Source organism: Haloferax sulfurifontis (assembly GCF_014635105.1).
GTDB classification, from domain to species: Archaea; Halobacteriota; Halobacteria; order Halobacteriales; family Haloferacaceae; genus Haloferax; species Haloferax denitrificans.
Genome location: NZ_BMCI01000005.1, coordinates 234,958 through 258,317 on the forward strand (window position 1 = coordinate 234,958; position 23,360 = coordinate 258,317).

The following is a 23,360-nucleotide window of genomic DNA, read 5'->3' on the forward strand; positions in this document are numbered from 1 at the left end:
CGACCGCCGCGCTCCCGAGAGCCGACCATGAAATCCATCAACCCCGCAACCGAGGAAGTCATCGAGACGCACGAGGAACACGACGAGGCGACGGTCGACGCGCGCTTGGACGCCGCGTGGGACCGGTTCGAATCGTGGCGCGAGACCCCGATTTCGCGGCGCGAGAAGTTGCTCGCGTCCGCGGCCGACGTGCTGCGCGAGCACAGCGAGGAGTACGCGAGCCTGATGACAGAAGAGATGGGCAAGCCCATAGAGCAGGCGGTCTCCGAGGTCGAAAAGTGCGCGTGGGTCTGCGACTACTACGCCGAACACGCCGCCGAGTTCCTGCAGGACGAGCACATCGGCACCGTGCCGGGGTCGAAAACCTACGTCTCCTACGAGCCCATCGGCCCGGTGCTCGCGGTGATGCCGTGGAACTTCCCGTTCTGGCAGGTGTTCCGGTTCGCGGCCCCGCACATCACCGCCGGCAACGTCGCCGTGCTCAAGCACGCGCCGAACGTCTTCGGCTGTGCCGACGCCATCGCCTCCGTCTTCGAGCGGGCGGGCTATCCCGACGACGTGTTCACCTCGCTGCAGATTCCCGCCGAGCGCGTCGCCGGCGTCATCGAAGACGACCGAGTTCGGGGCGTGAGTCTGACGGGGAGTACCCGCGCTGGACGGGCCGTCGCGGAGACGAGCGGCCGCGAACTCAAGCCGACGGTGCTCGAACTCGGCGGGAGCGACCCGTTCATCGTCCTCGACGACGCGCCGCTCGAAGCGACCGCGAAGCAGGCCGCGCGGGCGCGAACGCAGAACAACGGCCAGTCCTGCATCGCCGCGAAGCGCTTTCTCGTCCACGAGGGAGTCTACGACGAGTTCGTCGAACGCTTCACCGAGGAGATGCGCGCGCTGACCGTCGGCGACCCGACGGACCCCGGAACTGACGTGGGGCCACAGGCGCGGGCGGACCTCATGGAGACGCTCCACGAGCAGGTCACGGCGTCCGTCGAGGCCGGCGCGACGCTCCGACTCGGCGGCGAACCGCTCGACCGACCCGGCCACTACTACCCGCCGACGGTGCTGACCGACGTGCCCGACGACGCGCCCGCGAGGACCGAGGAACTGTTCGGTCCCGTCGCTACTGTCATCGAAGTCGAAGACGAGACGGAGGCGATTCGCGTGGCGAACGACACGCCCTACGGCCTCGGCGCGAGCGTCTGGACCGCCGACTCGGAACGCGGCGAGGCGCTCACGACGAAGCTCACCGCGGGTAACGTCGCCGTCAACCACATCGTCGCGTCGGACCCGCGAGTCCCCTTCAGCGGGACGAAAGACTCGGGCTACGGGACGGAACTCTCCCGACACGGGATTCGGGAGTTCGTCAACACGAAGACGGTCTGGGTCGAGGACGCGCCCGCCGACGAGTAACCGAACCGGAACCCGGCGCGACGGCCGCGACGGCACCCGCGGCGACGCCCGGAAGGCGAATCGAACGCGGACGCTTTTTTTCGGTTCTGCGAGTTGACTACCGTTCGAACCGCCGGCCGTTTGGCGATTTTCCGGTGAATCGTCGGCCAGTTTGTCGTCCCAGACCATGAGTCTCTATTGAACTGTGTTCCTTATTTCCTCTAAAAATTGAACACAGTAAGATATATAGTGGGTAAGTTAGAATGTGGTGATGTCAATCATAACCATGACAGGAGAACTCTCACGCGTCCTCTCGAAGCGCGACGTGTTCGTGCTCGCGCTCGGCGCGATGATCGGATGAGGTTGGATCGTACAGACGGGGTACTTCATCGACCAGAGCGGGGTCACCGGCGCGATTTCGGCGTTCATCCTCGGCGGGTTCATGGTGTCCGTCGTCTCGCTCATCTACGGCGAACTCGCCTCGGCGATGCCCTTCGTCGGCGGCGAACACGTCTACAGCATGCGGGCGTTGGGGCCGGCCGGCTCGTTCGTCTGCACGTGGGCGATAATCTTCGGCTACATCAGCGTCGTCGCGTTCGAGGCGGTTGCGCTCCCGAGCGCCCTCGCGTACATCGTCCCCGGCTTCAACGTGTTCGAACTCTGGACGGTCGCCGGCCAGCCGGTCTACGGCACGTGGGTGGCGACGGGCGTCATCGGCTCCGTGGTCATCACGTACCTCAATTACCGGGGGGTCCGCCCGGCCGCGCAGTTCCAGGCGATTCTCGCGCTCGTCATCACGCTGTCCGGCCTGACGCTCCTCCTCGGCGCGCTGTTCAACGGCACCTCGCCGTCGTCGCCGCCGCTCGCGGGAGCCGGCATCGGCGGCGTGTTCACGGTCGCCATCATGACGCCGTTCATGTTCGTGGGCTTCGACGTGATTCCGCAGGCCGCGGGCGAGGCCGACGTGTCGCCGAAGGTCCTCGGCGGACTCATCGGGCTCTCGGTCGCCTGCGCCGCCGCGTTCTACATCGCCGTCATCTGGGCGGCCGGACAGGTCGCCACGGGCGCGACGCTCGTCGAGAGCTCGCTCCCCGCGGCGACGGCGATGGAAATCGCGTTCGACAGCGTGACCATCGGCCGCATCATGGCGCTGGCCGGCCTCGCGGGCATCCTCACGAGCTGGAACGGCTTCGTCCTCGGAGCCAGTCGCGCCATCTACGCGATGGCCGACTCGAACATGCTCCCCGAGACGCTCGCGACGATTCACGACGACCACGACACGCCGTCGACCGCAATCGTGCTCGTCGGCGGGCTGGCGGCGCTCGCCCCCCTGTTCGGCGAGCAGATGCTCGTGTGGGTCGTCAACGCCGGCGGCCTCGGCATGGTGACGGCGTGGCTCCTCGTCGTCGTCTCGTTCCTCGTGCTCCGGTACCGCGACCCCGACTTCGACCGGCCGTTCAAGCTCCCGGCGGGCTACGCGGTCGGCGCGCTCGGCCTGCTGTTGACGGTGTTCTTCGTCGGCCTCTACCTCCCCGGCTCGCCCTCGGCGCTGGCGTGGCCCTACGAGTGGGCGATGGTCGGCGGCTGGTGTCTGCTCGGCGTCGTCCTGCTCGCCGTCGCCGGCGGGCTTCCGACCCGGACGGAGGCCAAGGCGCACCTGAGCGCCCAGCGACTCGAAGACTAATCCGTTCGCGGACCCGACGAGAACCGCGTTACGACACGTCGGGAAGCAGCGCGTCTTTCAGTTCTTCGAGTTCGTAGTCGTTCAGCGGGTTCGGCTCGTCTTTGATGGTCGTGATGACGAACGTCGAACTCGTCCGCGAAATCTCGTCTATCTCCTCGAACTCCGAGATGAGGTCCTCGACCATCGCTCGCGAGGCGAGGTGCGAAATCAGGACGAAGTCGGTGTCGCCGAGCGTGAAGTACACCTGGTTGACGCCGGGCACCTCGCCGAGTTTGTCGCCGACCTCCTTGTGGTACTCCGAGCCGTACTCGGCCCAGACCTCGGTGATGAGCGTGAGGTTCAGCCCGGCCTTCTCGAAGTCGATGTCGAAGATGTCGTTCTTGATGATGCCCTGTTCTTGGAGCCGTTCGAGGCGGTAGTGAACGGTCGACTTCGGGATGCCCGTCTCCTCGGTTATCCGGTCGGGGCTCCCCGATTCGAGCGTCCCGATGGCCTTGAGGATTCGAAGGTCCTTCTCGTCCATGAACCGTAGTCAGAAGTGCAACGATATTATTGTTCTGCGTCCAATCCCCGCTTCGTCACGGAGATAGCGGCAAGACGGCGGTGAGAAGGGCGCGGCGCAGACGCCGGAGGTCGTCGCCGAGGCGGTCAGCGGTCGGGTCGAACGCCGAGGTTCGACGCGTCGGGACCGAACTCGTCGGCCAACAGCGCCGGTACGTCGTCCGGACGAACGTCCGAGTACCACCGGTTCCGCGGGTGGATGGCGACCGCGGCCCCCTCGGCGCTACAGAGTCCGAGACAGCTCGTTTCGGCGACGTGGACCCGCGACCAGAAGACGCCACGGTCGCGCAACCACGAGGTCACCGCGTCGTACACCGCCGGGCCGTCGGCCTCGGCGCAGTCGGCGTAGTCGGACTCTCGGCTGTTCGTACAGACCAACACGTGGTCGGTAAAGCCGTGCTCGCGGACCTCGTCGGTTCGGTCGCGCATCAGTCGGCCGCGGGAGCCGAGTCCCGGCCCGCAATCGGGGTCGCCGACTCGGACTCACTCGACGACCGGAGCCGCGCGTGCGCCGCCGCGAGAACCAGCCACAGGAGGACCTGTCCGAACGCGAACAGGCCGGTGAGCCCGGTTTCGAGCGTCGGCGACAGTGCCCCGTGAACCGCGTTTTCGGGGGCGACGACGGCGACGGCCGCGAGCAGACCGAACGGAACGGCCGCACCGACGACGGCCGCGACGAGGCCGCTCGACTCGCGCAGGCGGGCGTAGGCGTAGCCGGCCGAGAGACAGGCGAGCGCCCCGGCGAGCATCATCCCGGCGTAGAGCGGGAGCCGCGTCGCCACCGAAAGCGACTGCTCCGCGCCCGGCGCGGCCGGCGGGAGGACCAGCCACGGCGCGCCTGATACGGTGACGAATCCCGCGAGCCCCATCAGGTAGCTCTTCGCGGCGTCGGGACCGGGAATCGCGGGTTCGAGGAAGAAGAACGCGACCCCGAAGAACGCGCCGCCGAGCACGACGCCCCACAGCCCGCCGGCCGCGACGCTCACGGCCTTCGTGACCGCCATCGACACCGCGGTGTCGTGATGGCCGCCGCCTTCGCCGGCGTGCGAGTCACCGGAGTCGTGGCTGTGAGCGCCGTCGGTCTCGTGGCTGTGAGCCCCCTCCGAATCGTGGCTGTGGGCGCTCTCCGCCTCGTGGCCGTGACCGCTCTCCTCGACGGCGGCGTGGTTCAGTTCGTCCGCGTAGGCGACGAGGGGGTTGGCGACGACGGCCATGAACAGGCCGAACACCAGTCCGGCGACCAGCCCCGCCTTCACTCCCCGCGTCAGGTACTCGGCGAACATCGTCAGTGGCAGGCGATGCCGGCCGCGTGGCGGAAGTTATGGAGCGAGTCGTGGACGAGCGGGTCCTGCACGAACAGGAGCGTAAAGCCCAGCGCGGCGATGAAGAGGGCTCCCGCGGCCATCTGCGTGGGAGCCAGTTCGGTTCGGGCGCGTTCGATTCGACCGTTGACGGTGTTCGCCGTAGCCATGGTAAACTCAGATTGAGGAAAACCAAGCAAGATTGTAAAACTTTCGAGAACAAGCGAGATTGTGTTTCGACAATTTCGATTTAATAACTCGATGGGGCTATTTTATGAAAGTTGATTTGCTATACTCCAAGCACAATTGTTTTCAAACAGCGCCGGGATTGTCAGGTCGAATGTCACAGGTAACGCTCCCGCACGACGCCAAGGCGGGACCCACGAAACCGGAGGTGAGAGCGGTCACGCTCGGCAAACTCGGCTTGCGGTCGACGGACCACTTCGTCGACGTCGGCTCCTGTACCGGCTCGGTCACCATCGAGGCGGCCCGGCGGGTCGAGCGCGTGACCGCCGTCGAACGGAAACCGAAGCGGCTGGACGTGACGCGGAAGAACCTCGGGGCGAACGACTACGACGCCGACGTGACGCTCCGCGAGGCGGAGGCCCCCGAGGGGCTTCCGGCCGACGCCGACGCGATGTTCGTCGGCGGGAGCCGGAACTTCGAGGCCGTCCTCGACCACGCCGTTGAGACCGGCGTGGACCGAGTCGTGATGAACGTCTCGCGGGTCGAACCCGCCGGCGACGCCATCGAGGCGTTCCGCGAGCGCAACCTGCTCTCGGAGGTCGTCCAGTTGCAGGTGAGCCACGGCTACGAACTCGCCGGCGCGACGAGTTTCCGGTCGAACAACCCGGTCTACGTCGTCGTCGGTCGGCGGGGCGCGGAGGGGCTATGACCGTCTACGGCATCGGCCTCGGCCCCGGCGACGCCGACCTCGTGACCGTCAAGGGGAAACGCCTGCTCGAATCGGCGGCGGTGGTCTACTCGCCCGGCCGACTCTCGCGGACGGTCGCGCTGAACCACGTCCCCGAAGAGCGCATCGGCGACCTCGACTTCCCGATGACGCGCGACCCCGACGAACTCCGCCGCGCGTGGAAGGAAGCCGCCGCCGAGGTGGCCGCCCGCGCCGACACGGAGGACGTGGCGTTCGTGACCCTCGGCGACCCCAACGTCTACTCGACGTTCGGACACCTCCGCCGCACCCTCGACGCGTTCCACCCCGAGGTCGACCTCGAAGTCGTCCCCGGCGTGAGCGCGATGACGGCCTTCACGACCGCGCTCGGCGTCGAAATCGAATCCGGAACCGGGCTCGCGCTCCGCGAGGCCGCCAACGGCTCCGCGCCGACCGGCCCCGACCGGATGATTCTGTTCAAGGTCACCGACGCGCCGGCGACCCACGAGAAACTGACCGAGGCGGGCTACGACGTTCGGTTCGGCCGCCGCCTGTTCATGGAGCAGGGCGAGACGGTCGTCACCGACGACCCCGACGAACTCGCGGAGCGCGACTACTACACGCTGGCCTACGCGGAGCGCGAGGGCGTCGAGCGCGACGTGGCGACCGCCGCGTTCGACGGCGTCGAATCGGGGGGGTCGGCGTGAGCGCCGACGGCGACGCGGACACCGGCTTCACCGACGAGGAGGGAATCCCCTTCGTCGGCGCGGGGCCGGGCGACCCGGACCTGCTCACCGTCGCCGGAAGAAAGCTCGTCGAGGACGCCGACCTCGTGGTTCACGCGGGGTCGCTCGTCAACAGCGAGCTCTTAGACGAGTTCTGCGCCGACGCCGAGCGAGTCAACAGCGTCGGCAAGGACCTCGAAGAGCTGATTCCGCTGATGGCCGACGCCTACGAGTCGGGCCGAACCGTCGTCCGACTCCACAGCGGCGACCCGGCGATTTACGGGGCCGCCTTGGAGCAGATGGACGCGCTGGCCGAGGCGGGCGTTCCGACGTATCTCGTCCCCGGCGTCACCTCGGCGTTCGCCGCGAGCGCGACGCTCCGAACCCAGTTGACGCTGAACGAGGTCTCGAACCACGTCGTCTTCACTCGACCGCAGGGGCGGACGCTCTCGCCCGAGGAGGACCACATCGGCGACTTCGTGGGCTTCGGCGACACCACGGTCTGCATCTACCTCGGGACCCACGCCGTCGCCGAGACGATGGACCGACTGCTGGACGAGGGTCACGACCCCGACACGCCCGTCGCGGTCGTCTACCACGCCTCGTGGCCTGACGAAGACGTTATCGAGGGAACCATCGAGACCATCGGCCAGCGGGTCGAAGACGCGGGCTACCGCGCCTCCGCGCTCGTCATCATCGGCGAGGCGGTGACCGGCTCGGACTACGAGCGGTCGTTCCTCTACGGCGACTGGGCCCGCGGCGGCGACGCGCCGAACGACGAACCGGATTCCGATTCCGATTCCGAAGCGCAGGAGCGTGATGCGCAATGAGCGACGCAGACTCCAACTCCAACTCCGACGCCGACTCTGATTCCGGAAGCGGCCACTGTAGCACCCCCGACAGCGACGGCGAGGTCGCGGACGAAATCGCCATCGTCAGCTTCGAGCGAAAGCTCGACACGGCGGAGGAAATCAAGCGGGACCTCGCGGACGACTACGACCGGATAGACGTTCTCACCTACCACGGCGACGTGTTCGCCGACCACTGGGGCGAGTACGACTGCTTCGTCGGCCTCATGGCCAGCGGCATCGCCATGCGGAAGACCGCCGGCCTCCTCGACGACAAGTGGGAGGACCCGGCGGTCGTCGTCGTCGACGAGGAACTGACGTGGGCAATTCCGCTCACCGGCGGCCACCACGGCGCGAATCAGGTCGCCCACGACCTCTCGAAACTCGGGGCCGTCCCGGCGATGACGACCGCCTCGGAGGCCGCGGGCAAGCAGGGCGTCGAGAGCAAGGCGAAGGCGCTCGACTCCCACGTCGTCAACGGCGATTCGACCGTGGCGACGAACCTCGCCGTCCTCAACGACGAACTCGGTCCCGTCGCTCGCCTCGACGGTCCGAAGGCGGTGCTCGTCGGCGACGACGTGACGGTCCTGAAGCGAAACGGCGATGACGGCGTCGTCCTCGGGACCGGGAGCGTCTCCGGCGCGAAGAAAGCGCAGTTCCTGACGGCGTGGGAACGGGCGCTCGACGACGCCGACCGCGACTGGGACGACGTGGAGTTCGTCGCCACCGGCACGCGAAAGGCGGACGAACCCGGCATGCTCGACGCCGCCGAGGAAATCGGCGCGGGCGTCGTCTACTTCGAAAAGGAGACGCTTTCCGAGTTCGAGGGACCGACGCCCTCGCGGTCGAAGGAACTCATCGGCTGGCCCGGTATCGCCGAGGCGAGCGCCATTGCCGGCGGCCGCGACCACGAACTGGTCGTCGAAAAGCGGCGCTACGACGACGCCGTGACCGTGGCGGTGGGACGATGAGTGACGGCGACGAGCCGACCGAACCGGCGGTCGGCTCCGGCGACCGCGACGAGGTGCCCGACGACTACGGGACGCTCTACGTCGTCGGCATCGGCCCCGGTCTCCCGGACCACATGACGAAGCGGGCGAAGGAACTCGTCTCGACGTCGGACTGCGTGGTCGCGTCGAACCTCTATCAGGAGTTCCTCCGCGACGACGGAACGCTCCCGCCCGAAGAAAGCGACGACGGACCGGAGGTCGTCCGCTCGTCGATGGGAAAGCAGGTCGAACTGACCCGCGAGGCGTTCGAGCGCGTCCGAAACGGCGAGGACGTGGTCCACGTCTCCGGCGGCGACCCGAACGTCTACGGGAAGTCCGACCTCGTGTTCACGATGGCGAAAGGAGACGATGCGACCGACGTGCCGATCGAAATCGTCCCCGGCGTCACCGCGGCGCTCGGCGGCGCGGCCATGATGGGCGCGCCGCTGTCGAACGACTTCTGTACGGTCTCGCTGTCCGACAAGTGGCGCGGCTGGGACGAAATCGAGGAGAAACTGCGCGCGGCCGCCATCAGCGGCTTCGTCATCGTCCTGTACAACTGCTGGCGGAACTACGAACGCGCCATCGACGTGGTCCGCGAGGAGCGCGCCGACGACGTGCCGGTCGGTATCTTCAACGACGCCGGCCGGGGCGAGGCCGGCCGGAATCTGGACGACGAGACGTTCTCGGTGACGACCCTCGGCGACGCGAAAGCCCACGACGACGACGTGGGCGGGATGGGAACCTCGATTCTCATCGGCACTCACGAGACCGAACCCTGGAGCAACGACTACGAAACGTACCTCGTCACGCCCCGCGGCGGGCGCGACGTCGACGACTTCTAACGCATGAGCAAATCAGACACGGAATCCGAATCGAACTGCGGCGGAGCGAAGACCGAGACCGAGACGACGACAAAAGCGGACACGAAGGCCGAGGACACGCCCTCGAAGTGCGGCGCGTCGTCCTCGAAGGCCGACGGCGAGTCATCCTCGAAGTGCGGCGGCGGGTCGGGCGGGTCGAAGAGGGAACAGACCGCGGAGAAGGTCGAAGCCACCATCGAGGACTTCGACGGCGAACCGGGCCAACTCGTCGCCGTCGGCCTCGGACCCGGTCGCGCGAGCGAGATGACCACACTGGCGAAAGACACCCTCCGCGAGGCCGACCACATCGTCGGCTACACGACCTACATCGAACTCCTCCCCGACGACGTCGTCGAGGGCGCAGAAGACATCTACTCGACGCCGATGTGCGGCGAGGTCTCCCGGACCGAAGAGGCGGTCGACCGAACGCTCGCCGGCAACGACGTGGCAATCGTCGGAAGCGGCGACCCCAACGTGTACGCGCTGGCCGGCCTCGCGCTCGAAATCCTCGAATCGAAGGGCGCGACCGCGAGCGTGGTCGACTTCGACGTGGTCGCGGGCGTCCCGGCGGCGCAGTCCTGCGCGGCCCGGCTGGGCGCGCCGCTCGTCAACGACACCGTGACCATCAGCCTCTCGGACCACCTGACCTCGATGCCGACCATCGAGTCGCGCCTCCACGCGGCCGCCAAGGAGGGGTTCACCATCGCCATCTACAACCCGTGGAGCCGCAAGCGCCGGTCGAACTACGAGAAGTGTTGCGAGATTCTCCTCGAACACCGCGCGCCCGACACGCCGGTCGGCATCGTCCACGGCGCGGGCCGCGACGACGAGGAAGTCGAAATCGTCGAACTCCGCGAACTCCCCGACCTCGGCGAGACCGACCTCGTGGACATGACGACGACGCTACTGGTCGGCAACGAGGAGACGTACGTCTGGGACGACCGGATGGTGACGCCGCGGGGCTACGAGCAGAAATACGAGTACTGAGATGTTCGAAATCGCAATCGACCGAGACGCCTGCGACGGCATCTTCGCCTGTCTCGCCCGCGACGGGCGGTTCGTCGAGGACGACGACGGCCTCGCCACAATCGACCCCGACGCGGCCGGCGTCGTGAGCGTCGAGCGCACCGACGAGCGCGTCATCGCCCTCCTCGAAGGCGACGCGGAGGCGGACGACGACGCGACGCTCGCGGCCCGAGCCTGTCCGCCCGGCGCGATTTCGGTCCGGGAGGTGGACGCGTGAGCGACGTCGGCGTCGACCCCGCGGACGACCTCCTGAAGAGCGCGCCCGAGACGGCCTACCTGTGGGGCCACGTCGCCGGCGGCGGCCGCGTCGAGCCGGGGCAGTTCACGGCGCTGACGAACGACGAGACCTGCGCGAACCGCCTCGCGGCCATCGCCGGCGGCGGCGAAATCGACCGCCGGGAGACGGAACGAGAATACGCGCACAACACCGCCGTCACCCGCGTCAAAGACGAGTACCACGTCATGGTCGAAGGCGACGTGGTCAGAAGCGCGAGCGCCGCGTTCGGCCTCCCCGTCGGCGAGGACGCCGGCGGCTACCGCTTCGACGCGTTCGAAGACCGGCGAAAACAGCTCCTTCGGGGGCTCCTCGAATCCTGCGGGACGGTCTGTTTCAAGTCCTCGGCGGGGACGGTCGGCATCTCGTTCGTCCACGACGACCGGGCGCTCCTCGAAACCGTGGACCGACTGCTCGACGCCTGCCCCGCTGACGCGCCGACCGGCCCGATTCAGGAGACCTCGTCGGGCGGCCACTGGTTCGGTATCGACGACGACGCGGCCGCCGGCTTCGGCGAGTGGGTCTACGAGGGAAGCGACGGGACGAGCCTGTTCGCGCCGACGCGGCGGCGAAAACTCGTCCGCAGTCTCGAAGAGGCCGAGAACGCATGAGCCTCGAACGGCCCGACCCGGCGCTCGACGACGACGCGGTGCTCCTCGTCGGCCACGGCTCGCGCCGCGAGGCGTCCAACGAGCAGGTGCGGACGCTCGCGGCGAAGTTGGAGTCGCGGCTGTCGGTTCCGGTCGACGCGGCGTACATCGAACTCGCCGAGCCGTCGATAGACGACGCAATCGAGTCGCTGGCACCGACCTGCCGGACGATGACCGTCGTCCCCCTCTCGCTTTTCGCCGCGAGCCACGTGAAAAACGACGTGCCGCTGGCGGTCCAGCGGGCCCGCGCGACCCACGACGACACCGAGTTCCGGTTCGGGTCGCACCTCGGCATCCACCCCTCGCTCGTGGACCTGCTGGACGAGCGGGCGCGGGCGGTCGAGTCCGACCTCGGCGTCGACCGCGCGGACGACGACGTGGCGGTCGTGCTCTGCGCCCGCGGGTCGAGCGACCCCGACTCGAACGGCGACGTGCACAAACTGGCGCGCCTGCTGTACGAGGGCCGTGGGTTCACCCGCGTCGAATCGGCGTTCATCGGCGTCACCACGCCCCGGTTGGAGGAGACGCTTCACACCGTCGCCAAGGACCGCCCGGACGCGGTCGTCGTCCTCCCGTACATGCTCGGCGACGGCGTGCTGACGGGGCGAATCGTGGACACGGCCGAGACGTTCGACGAGGAGTACCCCTACGTCGACGCCGGCGCGTCGGGACCGCTCGGCGCGGACGACCGGGTGGTCGAGACGCTCGGCGACCGCTACCGAGAGGCCCGCACGGGAAGCGTCGAGATGTCCTGCGACACCTGCAAGTACAAGGTCGAACTCGCCGGCTACGAGGACGACGAGGGCGGCGCGCGCGCGATGCTCCGCTCGCTCGTCCATCAGGCCGAACACGCCGACCGAACCGACGTGGACGACGACCCGCACGTCCACGACGCCCCCGAGAAACACGTCGCGGTCTGCACGAACCAGACCTGCGCCGCCAGCGGCGCGGCGACCGTCCTCGAAGAGCTCAGACAGGGCGTGCGCGACGCCGATGACTGCGACGTGCACGTCTCTCGAAGCTCGTGTCTCGGCCAGTGCGGTGACGGCCCGATCGTCGCCGTCTACCCCGACAGCGTCTGGTACGGCGGCGTGACGCCCGACGACACCGACCGCATCGTCTCGTCCCACCTCGAACGGGACCGCATCGTCTCGAACCTCGTCCACCAATCACTCTAACCATGGCCTGCGCAGAACTCGAAGCGCTCCGACTCGCGCTGTTGAACATCACCGGAACGACCGACGAACACGCGAAGCGACACGCCGAAGCCGAACTCGAAGACTACCTCGACGACCCCGGCCCGATTCAGGCGCTCGCGAACGCGACCACCCTCGACGAGGCCCAGCGGCATCTCGACGCCGCGCTCGTCGACCTCGAAGAGGAGGCGACGCGAATCGACGACGACGACCCGCAATCGGGCTACCTTCGGGGACGGCTCGTCGCCGTCCGCGACGCCGAGCGGTCGCTTCGCCGCATCCGCGAGGGAGCCGATGCGTTCCTCGACGACCTCGGGGAGGCCCACCACACGCTCCACGACGCCTTCCCCGTCGAGGACTGAGCCGCGATGGCACCGTCCCCACTCACGGCCCGCCGCGACCTCGGGGAAGTCGAGCCCGCGAGCAGTCGCCACAACTGGGCGCGCTCCGCGGTCGAAGCGACCGCCGACGCCGTCTTCGTCGGGACCGCGGACGGACGCGTCATCGCGCTGGAGACTGCTACCGACTCCACACCCGACAGCGGCGAGCGCTGGGAGACGCGCGGCGAAAACCCCGTCGTGTCGATGACCGCGACAGACGACGCCCTCGTCGTCGGCGAGCGCGGCGGCGACGGGCTGGTTCGCGTCCTCGACGCCGAAACGGGCGTCGCCCGCTGGACGTACGCGACGGCCGACGACGTGGGCACGGCGACGAGAGACTCGCTTTTCTTCCGCCCCTACGTCGTCGACCTCGCGGTGACGGGCGACAGGGTCGTCGTCGCCGCCCGGCGCTACGAGCGGGACGGCGAGGAGCGACGCTGGCGGAGCGCCGTCCTCGGATTCGACCGCGGCGGTCGGCTCGCGTGGCGCAGACGCGTCCACGCGTCGCCCATCGCGGTCGACGCCGACGGGGACCGCGTCGCCGTCGCGTACAACCGCTGTCCGAACCCCGAACAGGACGGTCTCGTTCTCCTCGACGCACACTCCGGGGCGCGGGTCGCGTCGTGGGACCCCGACACCGACGGGGACCGACGCGTCGGCGACGTGGCCTTCGCGGGCGACGCCGTCGCCGTCGCCAGCCACGGCGACAAACGCGGCTACCTCATCGATTTCGACGGGGAGACGCGGTGGCGACTCGACCTCGCGACCGAGCGCCGCGTCGGCGACGAGACCGTCTACGCATACCCGACCCACGTCTGCGTCGCCGACGGAACCGCCGTCTTCGTCACGGGGAACACGTTCGCCGAGTCGACCCGCGACCCGGACGCGCGACACCCCGACGAACACACCGCAGTCGGCGTCTCGGTCGACGAGGGCGAGCGCCTGTGGACCCGCGACACCGGCGGGTTCGCACGGGCGGCCGTCGCCACCGGCTCGCGGGCGTTCGTGCCGTCCGCCCAGCACTTCCGGGAGCGAGAGGCCGAGCGCCACGGCGTCCACGTTTTCGCCCCCGACGCGGGGCACGTCGAAACGGAGGGACTCCCCGGTATTCCGACCGCCGTCGCCGCGGACGGGGGCGTCCTTGCGGTGGTCGAAGAGCCGGTCGAGTACCACGACGAGGGCATCACTCGCGGGGCGTACCGACTCCGCACGCGACCGGTTCGATAGGAGCACACCATGCCAAAAGAGACGACCGAGTCCCGGCTACTGACCGTCCGCCGAGCGCGCGGCCTCGGCGACCCGCTCGGCCGACAGGTCGGACAGGGGAATGCGCCGCGCGCCCGTCTCGGAGACGAGGATGTCGGTCACGCCGATACCGTCGTCGCCGGCGTCGACGACGACGACCGAGGCGTCGGCGGCGGCGAGGTGCCGCGCCGCCGACCGGGTCTGTCCGGTGGGACTGCCGTCCGCGACGTTGGCCCGGCCGTCGGTGACGACGACGACGAGCGCGGCGTCGGCGTCCGAGCGGTCGATGACCCGGCGCGCGGCGTCCAGCCCGGACGGAAGCGGCGTCCTGTCGCCCGTCGGGAGTTCCTTCAGGTGCCGCGCCGCCAGCGTCACGCTGTCGGTCGGCGGGAGCAACACCTCGGCGTCGTCGCCGGCGACGGCGACGAACGCGACCTCGTCGCGCTTCTCGTAGGCGTCTTCGAGGAGCGACAGCACGGTGGCTTTCGCCCGCCGCATCGCGGCGCGCATCGACGCGCTCGCGTCCACGACGAACACGACGAGCGTCGCGGCCGACCCTCGGGAAACCGCGGTTCTGAGGTCCGACCGGGTGACGCGGGACCGACCGGCCGAGGCGGCGGCCCGGACCGACGCCGGCACGTCGATGGCGTCGGTCTCGGTCGCCGGTTCGGTCCGCACCCGCGAGCCTCGGCCCTGCCGCGACTCCCGAACTGCGGCGCGGCTCCCGTCACCGGGCGTCTCCGCGTCGAGGGTCGCCTCTTCGACCGGCGGGCGCTCGGAGTCGCCGACGGCGGCCCGGCTCTGCCCGGGGAGAAGCGGCGTCGCCTCGTCGGGGTCGTCGTCTTCGAGGCCGTCATCTCCGGAGTCGTCGGTATCGCCGTCTCCGGGACTTCCGTCTTCCGAATCGCCGTCTTCGGGTCCGCTCTCGTCGGCTCCGCCGACCGCCCCACCTCGGTCGTCGCCGCCGGCATCGTCCCCGTCAGCGTCGTCCCCGGCATCGGAATCAGAAGAATCTCCCGCGGCGTCGGAACCGGCTTCCTCGCCACCGTCGTCGTTGCGGCCGTCGCCTCCACCGTCGTCGTCTCTATCGCCACCATCGCCGTCGTCTCCCCCGTCACTATCGCCGTCGCCACCGGCACCTTCGCTCCCGTCACCGCTACCATCCTCCTCGCCGTCACCGTCGTCCCGGTCGTCTTCCCCGTCGAAGTGGTCGTCGAGCACGTCGTCGACGTCCGGGTCGTCGTCGAACGGACGGCTCTGCAGTCGGTGCGGGAGCGCGAGCGCGGCCGCCTCGCGCACGTCGCTTTCGAGGACTTTCGTCCGGCCGTCGAGCGCCGCGAGGGTGCGGGCCGCCCGGGCGATGGCGATGTCGGCGCGGTGGCCCTCGACGCCGGCGTCGACGCAGAGTTCGGCGATGTCGCGCTTGAACTCGGCCGGGAGCGCGACCGAGTCGAGGCGGTCCGTCGCCTCGCGGAGCGCGGCTTCGAGCGCCGCGGTCGCCTCGCGGCGGTCGTCGCCGGCCGCTTCGGTGTCGTCGCCGTCCCCCAGCGCCCGGTCGATAATCTCCACGCGGTCGTTGATGTCGCGGCTCCCGACGACGGTCGCTTGGAGTGCGAAGCGGTCCCGGAGCTGGGGCCGGAGGTCGCCCTCCTCGGGGTTCATCGTCCCGACGAGGGTGAACTCGGCGGGGTGTTCGACGCTCACGCCGTCGCGCTCGACGCGGTTGACGCCGCTCGCGGCCGCGTCCAAAAGCAGGTCGACGAGGTGGTCGTCGAGGAGGTTCACCTCGTCCACGTAGAGGATGCCGCGGTTCGCGCGGGCCAAGAGCCCGGGGTCGAACGACGCCTCGCCGTCGAGGGCGTCGGCGACGGAGAGCGTGCCCGCGACCCGGTCGCGGGTCGCACCGAGCGGGAGCGTCACGAGCGGGACCGACCGGCGCTCGACCGCGGGGTCGTCGCGGGCGCGACACGAGTCGCACTGGCGGGCCGGGTCGTCCGGGTCCGGCGGACAGCCGTACGGACAGTCCGCGACGACCTTCTGTTCGGGCAGGAGGCCGGCGAGCGCGCGGACCGCGGTCGACTTCGCGGTGCCCTTCTCGCCGCGGACGAGGAGGCCGTCGAGGTCGCCGTTGGCTCCGACGGCCAACAGCGCCCGTTTCAGTTCGTCTTGCCCGACGATAGCGGAGAACGGAAGCGTCTGAGTCGTCATCGAATACGAAATTGTAGTTGCAGTAAGACAATAACACTTTATCAATGACACCGACAATCGGACTGTACACAGCGACCGAAAACGAGTTGGGCGCGGTCCAGCGGGCCGCGCGCCGACTCGACGGAATCGACCTCGTCGTCCGCTCCGCGAGCGATTTGGACGACGTGACCGACGCGGACGCCTTCGTCGACGAGTTGGAGTCGGCGACGGCGGCCGTCTTCTGGCTCCACGGGGCCGAAGACAGCATGCCCGGCTACGACCACGCGGTCGAACGGCTCGAAGCCGCGGGCGTGCCGCTCGTCGTCAAGGCCACCGGCGACGCCTTCGCGCGGCGGGACACGACCGTCGCCGACGCGGACCGCGGGCGCGTCTGCGACTACCTCGACCGCGGCGGCGCGGTGAACGTCGAGAACCTCTGTCGGTTCCTCGCCGCCGAGTACGCCGGCATCGAGACCGAAGTCGACGACCCGGTCGAACTCCCGACCGAGGGCGTCTACCACCCCGACTATCCCGGCGTCGAGTACGACGAACTGCTCGACACTCACGACCCCGACAAGCCGACCATCGGCGTCTGGTTCTACGAGTCCCACTGGACGCACGCGAACACCCGGTACGTGGACGCGCTCGTGGAGCGGCTCGAATCGCTCGGCGCGAACGTCCTGCCGGCGTTCTGCAACCCCGCGACCGACGAGGAGGGACAGGAGAACGCCGAGTGGGTCGCCCGGAACTGGTTTTCGGACGACGACGGCCCCGTCGTGGACGCCGTCGTCAGCTCCTTCATGTTCTCGCTGTCGATGAGCGAGCGCGGCCGCGACGCCGACGACGAGGGCGCTGACGCCGAGGACGTGTTCCTCGCCGAACTCGGCGTTCCCGTCTTACAGGCCGTCACGACCATGCGCTCCCGAAGCCGGTACGAGTCGAGCGACACGGGCGTGATGGGCTTCGAACTCGCGCTGTCGGTCGCGCTCCCCGAGTTCGACGGCAACGTCATCACCCACCCGATAAGCGGGAAAGAGCGGATGGAAGACGAGGCCGGCGTCGGGAGCGCGCCGAAACAGCACTTCCCCATCGAGGACCGCGTGGACCACGTCGCCCGACTCGCGGTCAACTGGGCGCGGCTCCGCCACCTGCCGAACGACGAGAAGCGCGTCGCGGTCGTACTCCACAACTACCCGCCGAGCGACGACGGCATCGGGACGGCCTTCGGGATGGACAGCCCCGCGAGCACGGTCAACCTCCTCTCCGAACTCCGGAGTCGGGGCTACGCCGTCGGCGACCTCCCCGCGGACGGGCAGGCGCTCATCGACGACCTCACCTCGCAGTTGACTCTCGACGACCGCTGGGTCGCGCCCGAGGACGTGCGGGACCTGAGCGTCGACGTGGTGTCGCCCGACCAGTACGCCGACTGGTTCGAAGACGCCGACGACCGCTTCCGCGAGAACGTCGTCGAGGAGTGGGGCGACCCGCCGGAGCGACCATTCGCCATTCCGGGCGTCGAGTTCGGGAACGTCCTCGTGACCGTCCAGCCCCCGCGCGGCTTCGGGATGGACCCCTCGAAAGTGTACCACGACTCGGACCTCCAGCCCCCGCACGACTACGTGGCGTTCTACGCGTGGCTCCGCGAGGCGTTCGAGGCCGACGCCGTGGTCCACCTCGGCACCCACGGGAGCCTCGAATGGCTCCCCGGCAAGACCGTCGGCCTGAACGGCGAGAGCGCACCGGACCAGTTGGTAGGCGACCTCCCGAACGTCTACCCGTACATCATCAACAACCCCGGCGAGGGGACGCAGGCCAAGCGCCGGTCGTACGCGGCCATCGTGGACTACCTCACGCCGGTCATGCGCACGGCGGGAACCTACGACGACCTCGCGGACCTCGAAGAACTCGCCCGCGAGTACCGCGAGGCCGGCATGGATGAAGCCCGACCGGAGCGCGGCGACCAACTCCGCGAACTCCTCCTCGACGCGGTCGACGACCTCGACCTCGCGGTCGAACTCGGGTTCGACGACGCCGACGCGGTCGGTGACGCAATCGGCGGCGCGGATTCCGGTTCCGGCGTCGATGCCGACGCCGTCGACTTCGACGAACTAGTCGAGCGCGTCCACGAGTACCTGACCGACGTGAAGACGACGCAGATTCGGATGGGCCTCCACACGATGGGCGAACCGCCCGAAAGCGACCGACTCGTGGAATATCTCGTCGCGCTCACCCGCCTCCCGAACGCGGACACGCCGAGCCTCCGCGAGAGCGTCGCGGGCGTCATGGGCGTCGACTACGACCGGATGCGAGACGAGCCGGGGACGTACGACGACGACCTCGGTATGTACCTCTCGGAGGCCGCAGACCGCGTCTACGACCAGTGCGTCGAACTGGTGTCGGCCCTCGCCGAACGCGACTTCGACGTGCCCGAGTCGGAAGTCGACGCCGACCCCGACGACGAGGTGAACATGAACCTGCTCGTCGTCGATATCGACCAACTCGGCGACGCGCGGGCGAAACGCGGCGCGCACGACGACCTCCGCGAGGTGCTGGCGTTCGTCTGCGACGAGGCGGCCCCGCGAATCGCGGCCGCCGAAGACGAGATTCCGCAGACTGCGGACGCCCTCGACGGCGAGTACGTCCGCCCCGGCGGCTCCGGCGCGCCGACCCGCGGCGGGGTGGACCTGCTTCCGACCGGGCGGAACTTCTACACGCTCGACCCGCGGAAAGTCCCGGCCAAGCCGGCGTGGAGCGTCGGCGAGCGCGTCGCCGAGGGCGTTCTGGACCGCCACTACGACGACCACGGCGAGTACCCCGAGGAGTTCGGGGTCGTCGCGTGGGGGACGCCGACGGTCCGGACCCGGGGCGAGACCATCGCGCAGGTCCTCGCGTTCATGGGCGTCGAACCGGTGTGGACCGACGCGGGCCGCGTCGACGACGTGGAGCCGATTCCGCTGGACGAACTCGACCGCCCGCGAATCGACGTGACCACCCGCGTCTCGGGGCTGTTCCGCGACGCGTTCCCGCAGGCCGCGAGCGTCGTCAACGACGCCGTCGACGCGGTGGTCGAACTCGACGAACCCCACGAGCTGAACTACGTGAAAAAGCACGTCGAGGAGGACGCCGCCGAGTTCGAATCGGAGGGCGTCGACGCCGACGAGGCCGAGACACTGGCCAAACACCGCGTGTTCACGACGACGCCCGGCGGTTACGGCGCGGGGACGAACAAGGCCGTCGACGAGGGCGAGTGGGACGACCGGAGCGACCTCGCGGACGTGTTCGTCCAGTGGGGCGGCTACGCCCTCGGGAGTCGCGGCAAGGTGACCGAGGCCCACGACGCCTTCGAGCGCCGCCTGAGCGGCGTCGAGGCCACGGTGAAAATCGAGGACACCGCCGAGCAGGACGAGTTCGACTCCTCGGACTGGTACGCCTTCCACGGTGGGTTCGTCTCCGCCGTCGGCGAGATTTCGGGGAGCGACCCGGCCTCGTACGTCGGCGACTCCAGCGACCCCGACAACGTCAGCGTCTACACGAACGAGGAGAAAGTCCGCAAGGCGATGCGGGCGCGCGTCCTCAACCCCGACTGGCTCGACAGCATGGAGGACCACGGCTACAAGGGCGCGGGCGACCTCTCGACCACGGTCGACGTCGCGCTCGGCTGGGACGCGACCACGGGCGTCGTCAGCGACACGCTCTGGGAGAGTCTCGCCGACGCCTACGCCTTCGACGAGGACCGACAGGAGTGGATGCGCGAGGTGAACCCGTGGGCGCTCGAAAGCATCACCGCGACGTTCCTCGAAGCCATCGACCGCGACCTGTGGGACGCCGACGACGACGTGCGAGAGCGGTTGCAGGACATCAACCTCTCCGTGGAGGGCGACCTCGAAGCGAGCACGACGAACGCCATGACGCAGACCCAATCCGATGACTGAACGAGACGCCTACGCCGACCTCGGCGCGACGACGCAGGAAGCGATGGACATCGCGGAGACGAGCATGGACATCGTCCGGACGTTCGTCCCCGACGAGACGCTGACCGACCGACTGCGGCAGAAGGCGGTCCACTCGACCGGCGACATCGAGTTCCAGCACCTCATCCGGTGCCAGAACGAACCGGTCGTCGCGGGCGCGAGAGCCGTCCTCGACGAGCGACCCATCGTGACCGACATCACGATGGCGAAAGCCGGCGTCACCGGCCGCGGCCACGATTGCCCGGTGCGGAAGGCAATCGGCAACGGGGCGGACCTCGCCGCCGAGACGGGCATGACCCGGACCGCGGCCGCGGTGCTCGAACTCGACAAGGAAGGCGTCTACGACGGCGCAATCGCGGTCGTCGGCAACGCGCCGACCGCCGCGTTGGCGCTGTGCGACTGCATCGAAAACGGGACCCGACCGGCGGCCGTCGTGGCGACGCCCGTCGGCTTCGTCAAGGCCGAAGAGAGCCGGAAGCGTGTCCGCGAAATCGCCGACGAGTACGACGTTCCGGCGGTGACGAACGTCGGGAAACGCGGCGGGAGCGGTCTCGCGGCCGCGCTCACGAACGAACTGATTCACGTCGCGAGCGACGTTCGCAACGGCGACGTCGACCTCGAGGACCATGCGTGAGGACGACCCGTACGACCTCGATTCGGGGCCGGACCCGGCGGCGTTCGCCGCGGCCGCGCCCGAACCGAGCATCGACGGAATCGACGGGAGCGGCGAGGACGCCGAGGGCTCCGCGGTCGCCGACGCGCCGGTCTACGCGGTCGGAATCGGCCCCGGCAACCCGGAGTATCTGACGCCTCGCGGGCGGCGAGCGATTCGGGAGGCAGACGTGGTCGTCGGCTTCGAGACGGTCGTCGACTTCGTGGCCGACGAGACCGACGCCGACCTGCTCACCTGCGGCTACGCCGACGAAGCAGAGGCGCTGTCCGAGTTCGGGAGGCGCGTCGCGGCCGGCGAGCGCGGGACGGCGGTCCTCATGGGCGACCCGAACCACTCGGGCTACCAGTTCCTCGGGAAAGTCCAGCGGGCCGTCGAGCGACCGGTGCGGGTGATTCCGGGCATCTCGTCGCTCCAGATAGCCGCGAGTCGCGCCCGGACGCCGATGGAGGACACGCGGTTCGTCACGCTCCACAAGAGCGGGTCGCTCGACGCCGATTTCGACCGACTGGCCGAGGCGGTCGGCGAGCGCCACCTGCTCGTCCTGCCGCGGCCGTTCGACTGGATGCCGGGCGACATCGCGGAGTTCCTCGTCGATTCGGGCGCGGACGAATCGCTGGACGCGCTCGTGCTCGAACGGCTGACCCACGACGACGAGCGAATCACTCGAACCACGCTCGGCGACCTCCGCGAGTCGGCCGGCGGGAGCGGTCCCGACTCGACGCCGTACTCGGATCTCTCGGTCCTCGCCGTCAGAGCGCCCGTCGACGCGACGGACTGAGCCGCCCCCTTTTCCCGTCCCCGCAGGGTGATTAGGCTCGCCTAAATTCCGAAGACGTTTTAACCATTTAGGTAAGCCTAAAAGACATGGCAAACGACGGACGCGGCGGTCGAGAATCGACGCGGCGCGAGTATCTGCAGTACGGCGGGGCGGTCGTTGCGGGTGGTCTGCTCGCCGGCTGTACCGGTGGCGGCGGGTCGGAAACGACGACAGAGTCTGAGGATGAGACGACCGCGGCCGCGACGACAGAGGCGGCGGCGGAGACCGAGACCGCGAACGAGACCGAGTCGACGACCGAGGCGTCGGAGTCCTACTCGGTGTCGATAGAGCCGGTCGGCGAGGTCACGTTCGACTCGGTCCCGGAGACGTGGGTCGCGAACAACGGCAGTTGGGCGGACATGGGCGTCGCGCTCGGCCTCGACGCGCCGATGGGCGTCTGGCTCCCCGGCCGGTACCACACGCAGTACTACGACGAGATTCCGGACGTGAGCGTCGACAAGTCGTCCATCCGCCAGCTGTGGGGCGACAGCGGCGTCGGCAAAGAGCAGTTCTACGAGCTGAACGCTGACGTGCACGTCGCCGACCCGAACTTCCTCCTGAACCGCGGCCAGTGGTCGGAAGCCGACATCGAGGAAATCAGCACGCAGGTCGGGCCGTTCTTCGGCAACAGCATCTTCTCGCGCGGCTACGCGTGGCACGAGGACTACCGCTACTACAGCCTCTACGAGGCGTTCGAAAAGCTCGCGCAGGTGTTCCAGCGCGAGGACCGCTTCGAGGCGTTCGAGCGGGTCCACGAGGAGTTCCAGTCGAACCTCGCGTCGGTCCTCCCCGCGGAGGGCGAGCGGCCCTCGGCCGCCGTCGTCTGGGGCGGCGGCGACGAACCGGAGGAGTTCTACCCCTACATCATCGACGAGGGGACGAGCTTCAAGCACCTCAACGACCTGGAGGTCGACGACGCGCTCGCGGCGACCGACGTGAAGGACTTCTACAGCAACCGCGGCGCGGTCGACTTCGAGACCCTTCTGGAGGTGGACCCCGAGGTAATCCTCCTGCGCGGACAGGAGGCCAAGACACGCGAGGAGTTCCAGAACACTGTCATCTCGTTCATGGAGAACCACCAGGTCGCGAGCGAACTCACGGCCGTCAAGAACGGCGACGTCTACCGCGCCGGCGGGCTCTATCAGGGTCCCATCACGAACCTCGTCGTGACGGACCGACTCGCGCGGACGCTGTACGACGCCGACGAGCGCCTGTTCGACGCCCAGCGCGTCGCAGACATCGCCAACGGTAACCTGTAACCCGGTCCGACCTCGCGGCCCCGCTTTTCCCCGCGTTCGCTCGGCGGCGAGCGACGCGGTCCGCCAGAATCCTTATTGTGTTTTAGGCTAGCCTAAAAGTATGGCAGCCAACCGAGATTCGGACGGTCCCTCGCGGCCATCGCGCCGCGTTCCGGGGGTGACGCTCCACTCGTGACGACGGCCCACCGAGCGGAAGCGAGCTAAGTCGTCGGGACGACTCGACGCGAGTCCGAACATCCGACCGCGTCCGTGAGGCGAGCGGGCCGGCGGCCGGTGAGTCAACCGCCGCGAACGGGCCGCGGCGACCGAAGAGCGGCCGCGCTGTTCCGTTATTTTCACTAAAATATATATTGCAGTAAACCTTTTGTGTTTTTAGGTAGACCTAAAATCGTATGCTCGACAGCGACACACCGACGGCGAACCGGCGGAGGAA

At 68.8% G+C, this 23,360-nt stretch carries 22 protein-coding genes; 17 read left to right on the forward strand and 5 right to left on the reverse strand.

From position 1 onward, the window contains the following. Positions 1–27: 27 nt before the first annotated feature. Both IEV64_RS14645 and IEV64_RS14650 read left to right on the forward strand, forming a co-directional pair. Positions 28–1,407, forward strand: a complete 1,380-nt coding sequence (locus IEV64_RS14645) for an NAD-dependent succinate-semialdehyde dehydrogenase (protein WP_007274220.1) — start codon at positions 28–30, stop codon at positions 1,405–1,407. 346 nt (positions 1,408–1,753) lie between these two features. Continuing rightward, positions 1,754–3,070, forward strand: a complete 1,317-nt coding sequence (locus IEV64_RS14650; protein ID WP_268237544.1) for an APC family permease — start codon at positions 1,754–1,756, stop codon at positions 3,068–3,070. A 28-nt stretch (positions 3,071–3,098) separates the two neighbouring features. Here the strand turns inward: IEV64_RS14650 and IEV64_RS14655 are convergent, their stop codons facing one another. The 4 genes from IEV64_RS14655 to IEV64_RS14670 form a co-directional block, all read right to left on the reverse strand. Next, positions 3,099–3,593 (reverse strand): Lrp/AsnC family transcriptional regulator, encoded by a 495-nt coding sequence (locus tag IEV64_RS14655; protein WP_008096998.1) that lies wholly within the window; start codon positions 3,591–3,593, stop codon positions 3,099–3,101. Positions 3,594–3,718: 125 nt separating this feature from the next. Continuing rightward, entirely contained in the window at positions 3,719–4,060 is a 342-nt protein-coding gene (locus IEV64_RS14660; RefSeq protein WP_007274217.1) for a (2Fe-2S) ferredoxin domain-containing protein, read from the reverse strand. After that, a complete protein-coding gene (locus IEV64_RS14665) occupies positions 4,060–4,914 on the reverse strand; it encodes a CbtA family protein (protein WP_188424231.1) in 855 nt (284 codons plus the stop codon). Before IEV64_RS14665 ends, IEV64_RS14660 begins: the two co-directional genes overlap by 1 nt. Positions 4,915–4,916: 2 nt before the next feature. Further along, complete coding sequence (locus IEV64_RS14670) at positions 4,917–5,102, reverse strand: CbtB domain-containing protein (protein ID WP_004972120.1); 186 nt, start codon at positions 5,100–5,102, stop codon at positions 4,917–4,919. A gap of 170 nt (positions 5,103–5,272) precedes the next feature. On the opposite strand from IEV64_RS14670, the gene cbiT reads away from it, so the two are divergent. Genes cbiT through IEV64_RS14725 form a run of 11 tightly spaced genes read left to right on the forward strand, consistent with a single transcriptional unit; the run spans position 5,273 to position 14,002 of the window. Beyond that, entirely contained in the window at positions 5,273–5,827 is a 555-nt protein-coding gene (gene cbiT / locus IEV64_RS14675; RefSeq protein WP_188424232.1) for a precorrin-6Y C5,15-methyltransferase (decarboxylating) subunit CbiT, read from the forward strand. Then, on the forward strand, positions 5,824–6,531 hold the full coding sequence (locus IEV64_RS14680; protein WP_188424233.1) for a cobalt-factor II C(20)-methyltransferase: 708 nt from the start codon (positions 5,824–5,826) through the stop codon (positions 6,529–6,531). Before cbiT ends, IEV64_RS14680 begins: the two co-directional genes overlap by 4 nt. Beyond that, positions 6,528–7,379, forward strand: a complete 852-nt coding sequence (gene cobM, locus IEV64_RS14685) for a precorrin-4 C(11)-methyltransferase (protein WP_004972125.1) — start codon at positions 6,528–6,530, stop codon at positions 7,377–7,379. Before IEV64_RS14680 ends, cobM begins: the two co-directional genes overlap by 4 nt. Continuing rightward, the gene (gene cbiG, locus IEV64_RS14690; RefSeq protein ID WP_188424234.1) at positions 7,376–8,368 is read left to right on the forward strand and encodes a cobalt-precorrin 5A hydrolase; all 993 of its coding nucleotides are present in this window, start codon (positions 7,376–7,378) and stop codon (positions 8,366–8,368) included. The genes cobM and cbiG overlap by 4 nt, the downstream gene beginning before the upstream one ends. Further along, the gene (locus IEV64_RS14695; protein ID WP_188424235.1) at positions 8,365–9,231 is read left to right on the forward strand and encodes a precorrin-3B C(17)-methyltransferase; all 867 of its coding nucleotides are present in this window, start codon (positions 8,365–8,367) and stop codon (positions 9,229–9,231) included. The genes cbiG and IEV64_RS14695 overlap by 4 nt, the downstream gene beginning before the upstream one ends. Before the next feature lie 3 nt (positions 9,232–9,234). Further along, positions 9,235–10,236, forward strand: coding sequence for a precorrin-3B C(17)-methyltransferase (cobJ, locus tag IEV64_RS14700; protein ID WP_188424236.1), 1,002 nt, complete (start codon positions 9,235–9,237; stop codon positions 10,234–10,236). 1 nt (position 10,237) lies between these two features. Next, on the forward strand, positions 10,238–10,492 hold the full coding sequence (locus IEV64_RS14705; protein WP_007274210.1) for a ferredoxin: 255 nt from the start codon (positions 10,238–10,240) through the stop codon (positions 10,490–10,492). Further along, positions 10,489–11,160, forward strand: a complete 672-nt coding sequence (locus IEV64_RS14710) for a cobalamin biosynthesis protein (RefSeq protein WP_188424237.1) — start codon at positions 10,489–10,491, stop codon at positions 11,158–11,160. The genes IEV64_RS14705 and IEV64_RS14710 overlap by 4 nt, the downstream gene beginning before the upstream one ends. Beyond that, positions 11,157–12,377 (forward strand): CbiX/SirB N-terminal domain-containing protein, encoded by a 1,221-nt coding sequence (locus IEV64_RS14715; RefSeq protein ID WP_188424238.1) that lies wholly within the window; start codon positions 11,157–11,159, stop codon positions 12,375–12,377. Before IEV64_RS14710 ends, IEV64_RS14715 begins: the two co-directional genes overlap by 4 nt. A gap of 2 nt (positions 12,378–12,379) precedes the next feature. Continuing rightward, positions 12,380–12,757 carry a DUF3209 family protein gene (locus tag IEV64_RS14720; RefSeq protein ID WP_188424239.1) on the forward strand — a complete coding sequence of 126 codons (378 nt, stop codon included), beginning with the start codon at positions 12,380–12,382 and terminating at the stop codon, positions 12,755–12,757. Positions 12,758–12,763: 6 nt separating this feature from the next. Next, positions 12,764–14,002: an outer membrane protein assembly factor BamB family protein gene (locus IEV64_RS14725; RefSeq protein ID WP_188424240.1), complete on the forward strand. Its 1,239-nt coding sequence runs from the start codon at positions 12,764–12,766 to the stop codon at positions 14,000–14,002. Between the two features lie 36 nt (positions 14,003–14,038). On the opposite strand, the gene IEV64_RS14730 is transcribed toward IEV64_RS14725, so the two are convergent. Beyond that, positions 14,039–16,228: a VWA domain-containing protein gene (locus IEV64_RS14730; protein ID WP_188424241.1), complete on the reverse strand. Its 2,190-nt coding sequence runs from the start codon at positions 16,226–16,228 to the stop codon at positions 14,039–14,041. A 44-nt stretch (positions 16,229–16,272) separates the two neighbouring features. Between IEV64_RS14730 and cobN the strand changes: the two genes are divergently transcribed. The 4 genes from cobN to IEV64_RS14750 all read left to right on the forward strand — a co-directional run bounded on the left by cobN (position 16,273) and on the right by IEV64_RS14750 (position 22,927). Next, a complete protein-coding gene (gene cobN / locus IEV64_RS14735; protein WP_188424242.1) occupies positions 16,273–20,139 on the forward strand; it encodes a cobaltochelatase subunit CobN in 3,867 nt (1,288 codons plus the stop codon). After that, positions 20,132–20,812, forward strand: a complete 681-nt coding sequence (locus IEV64_RS14740; RefSeq protein ID WP_188424243.1) for a precorrin-8X methylmutase — start codon at positions 20,132–20,134, stop codon at positions 20,810–20,812. Before cobN ends, IEV64_RS14740 begins: the two co-directional genes overlap by 8 nt. Next, positions 20,805–21,629, forward strand: coding sequence for a cobalt-precorrin-7 (C(5))-methyltransferase (locus tag IEV64_RS14745; RefSeq protein ID WP_188424244.1), 825 nt, complete (start codon positions 20,805–20,807; stop codon positions 21,627–21,629). The genes IEV64_RS14740 and IEV64_RS14745 overlap by 8 nt, the downstream gene beginning before the upstream one ends. A gap of 86 nt (positions 21,630–21,715) precedes the next feature. Next, a complete protein-coding gene (locus IEV64_RS14750; protein WP_188424245.1) occupies positions 21,716–22,927 on the forward strand; it encodes an ABC transporter substrate-binding protein in 1,212 nt (403 codons plus the stop codon). The last annotated feature ends 433 nt before the right edge of the window (positions 22,928–23,360 follow it).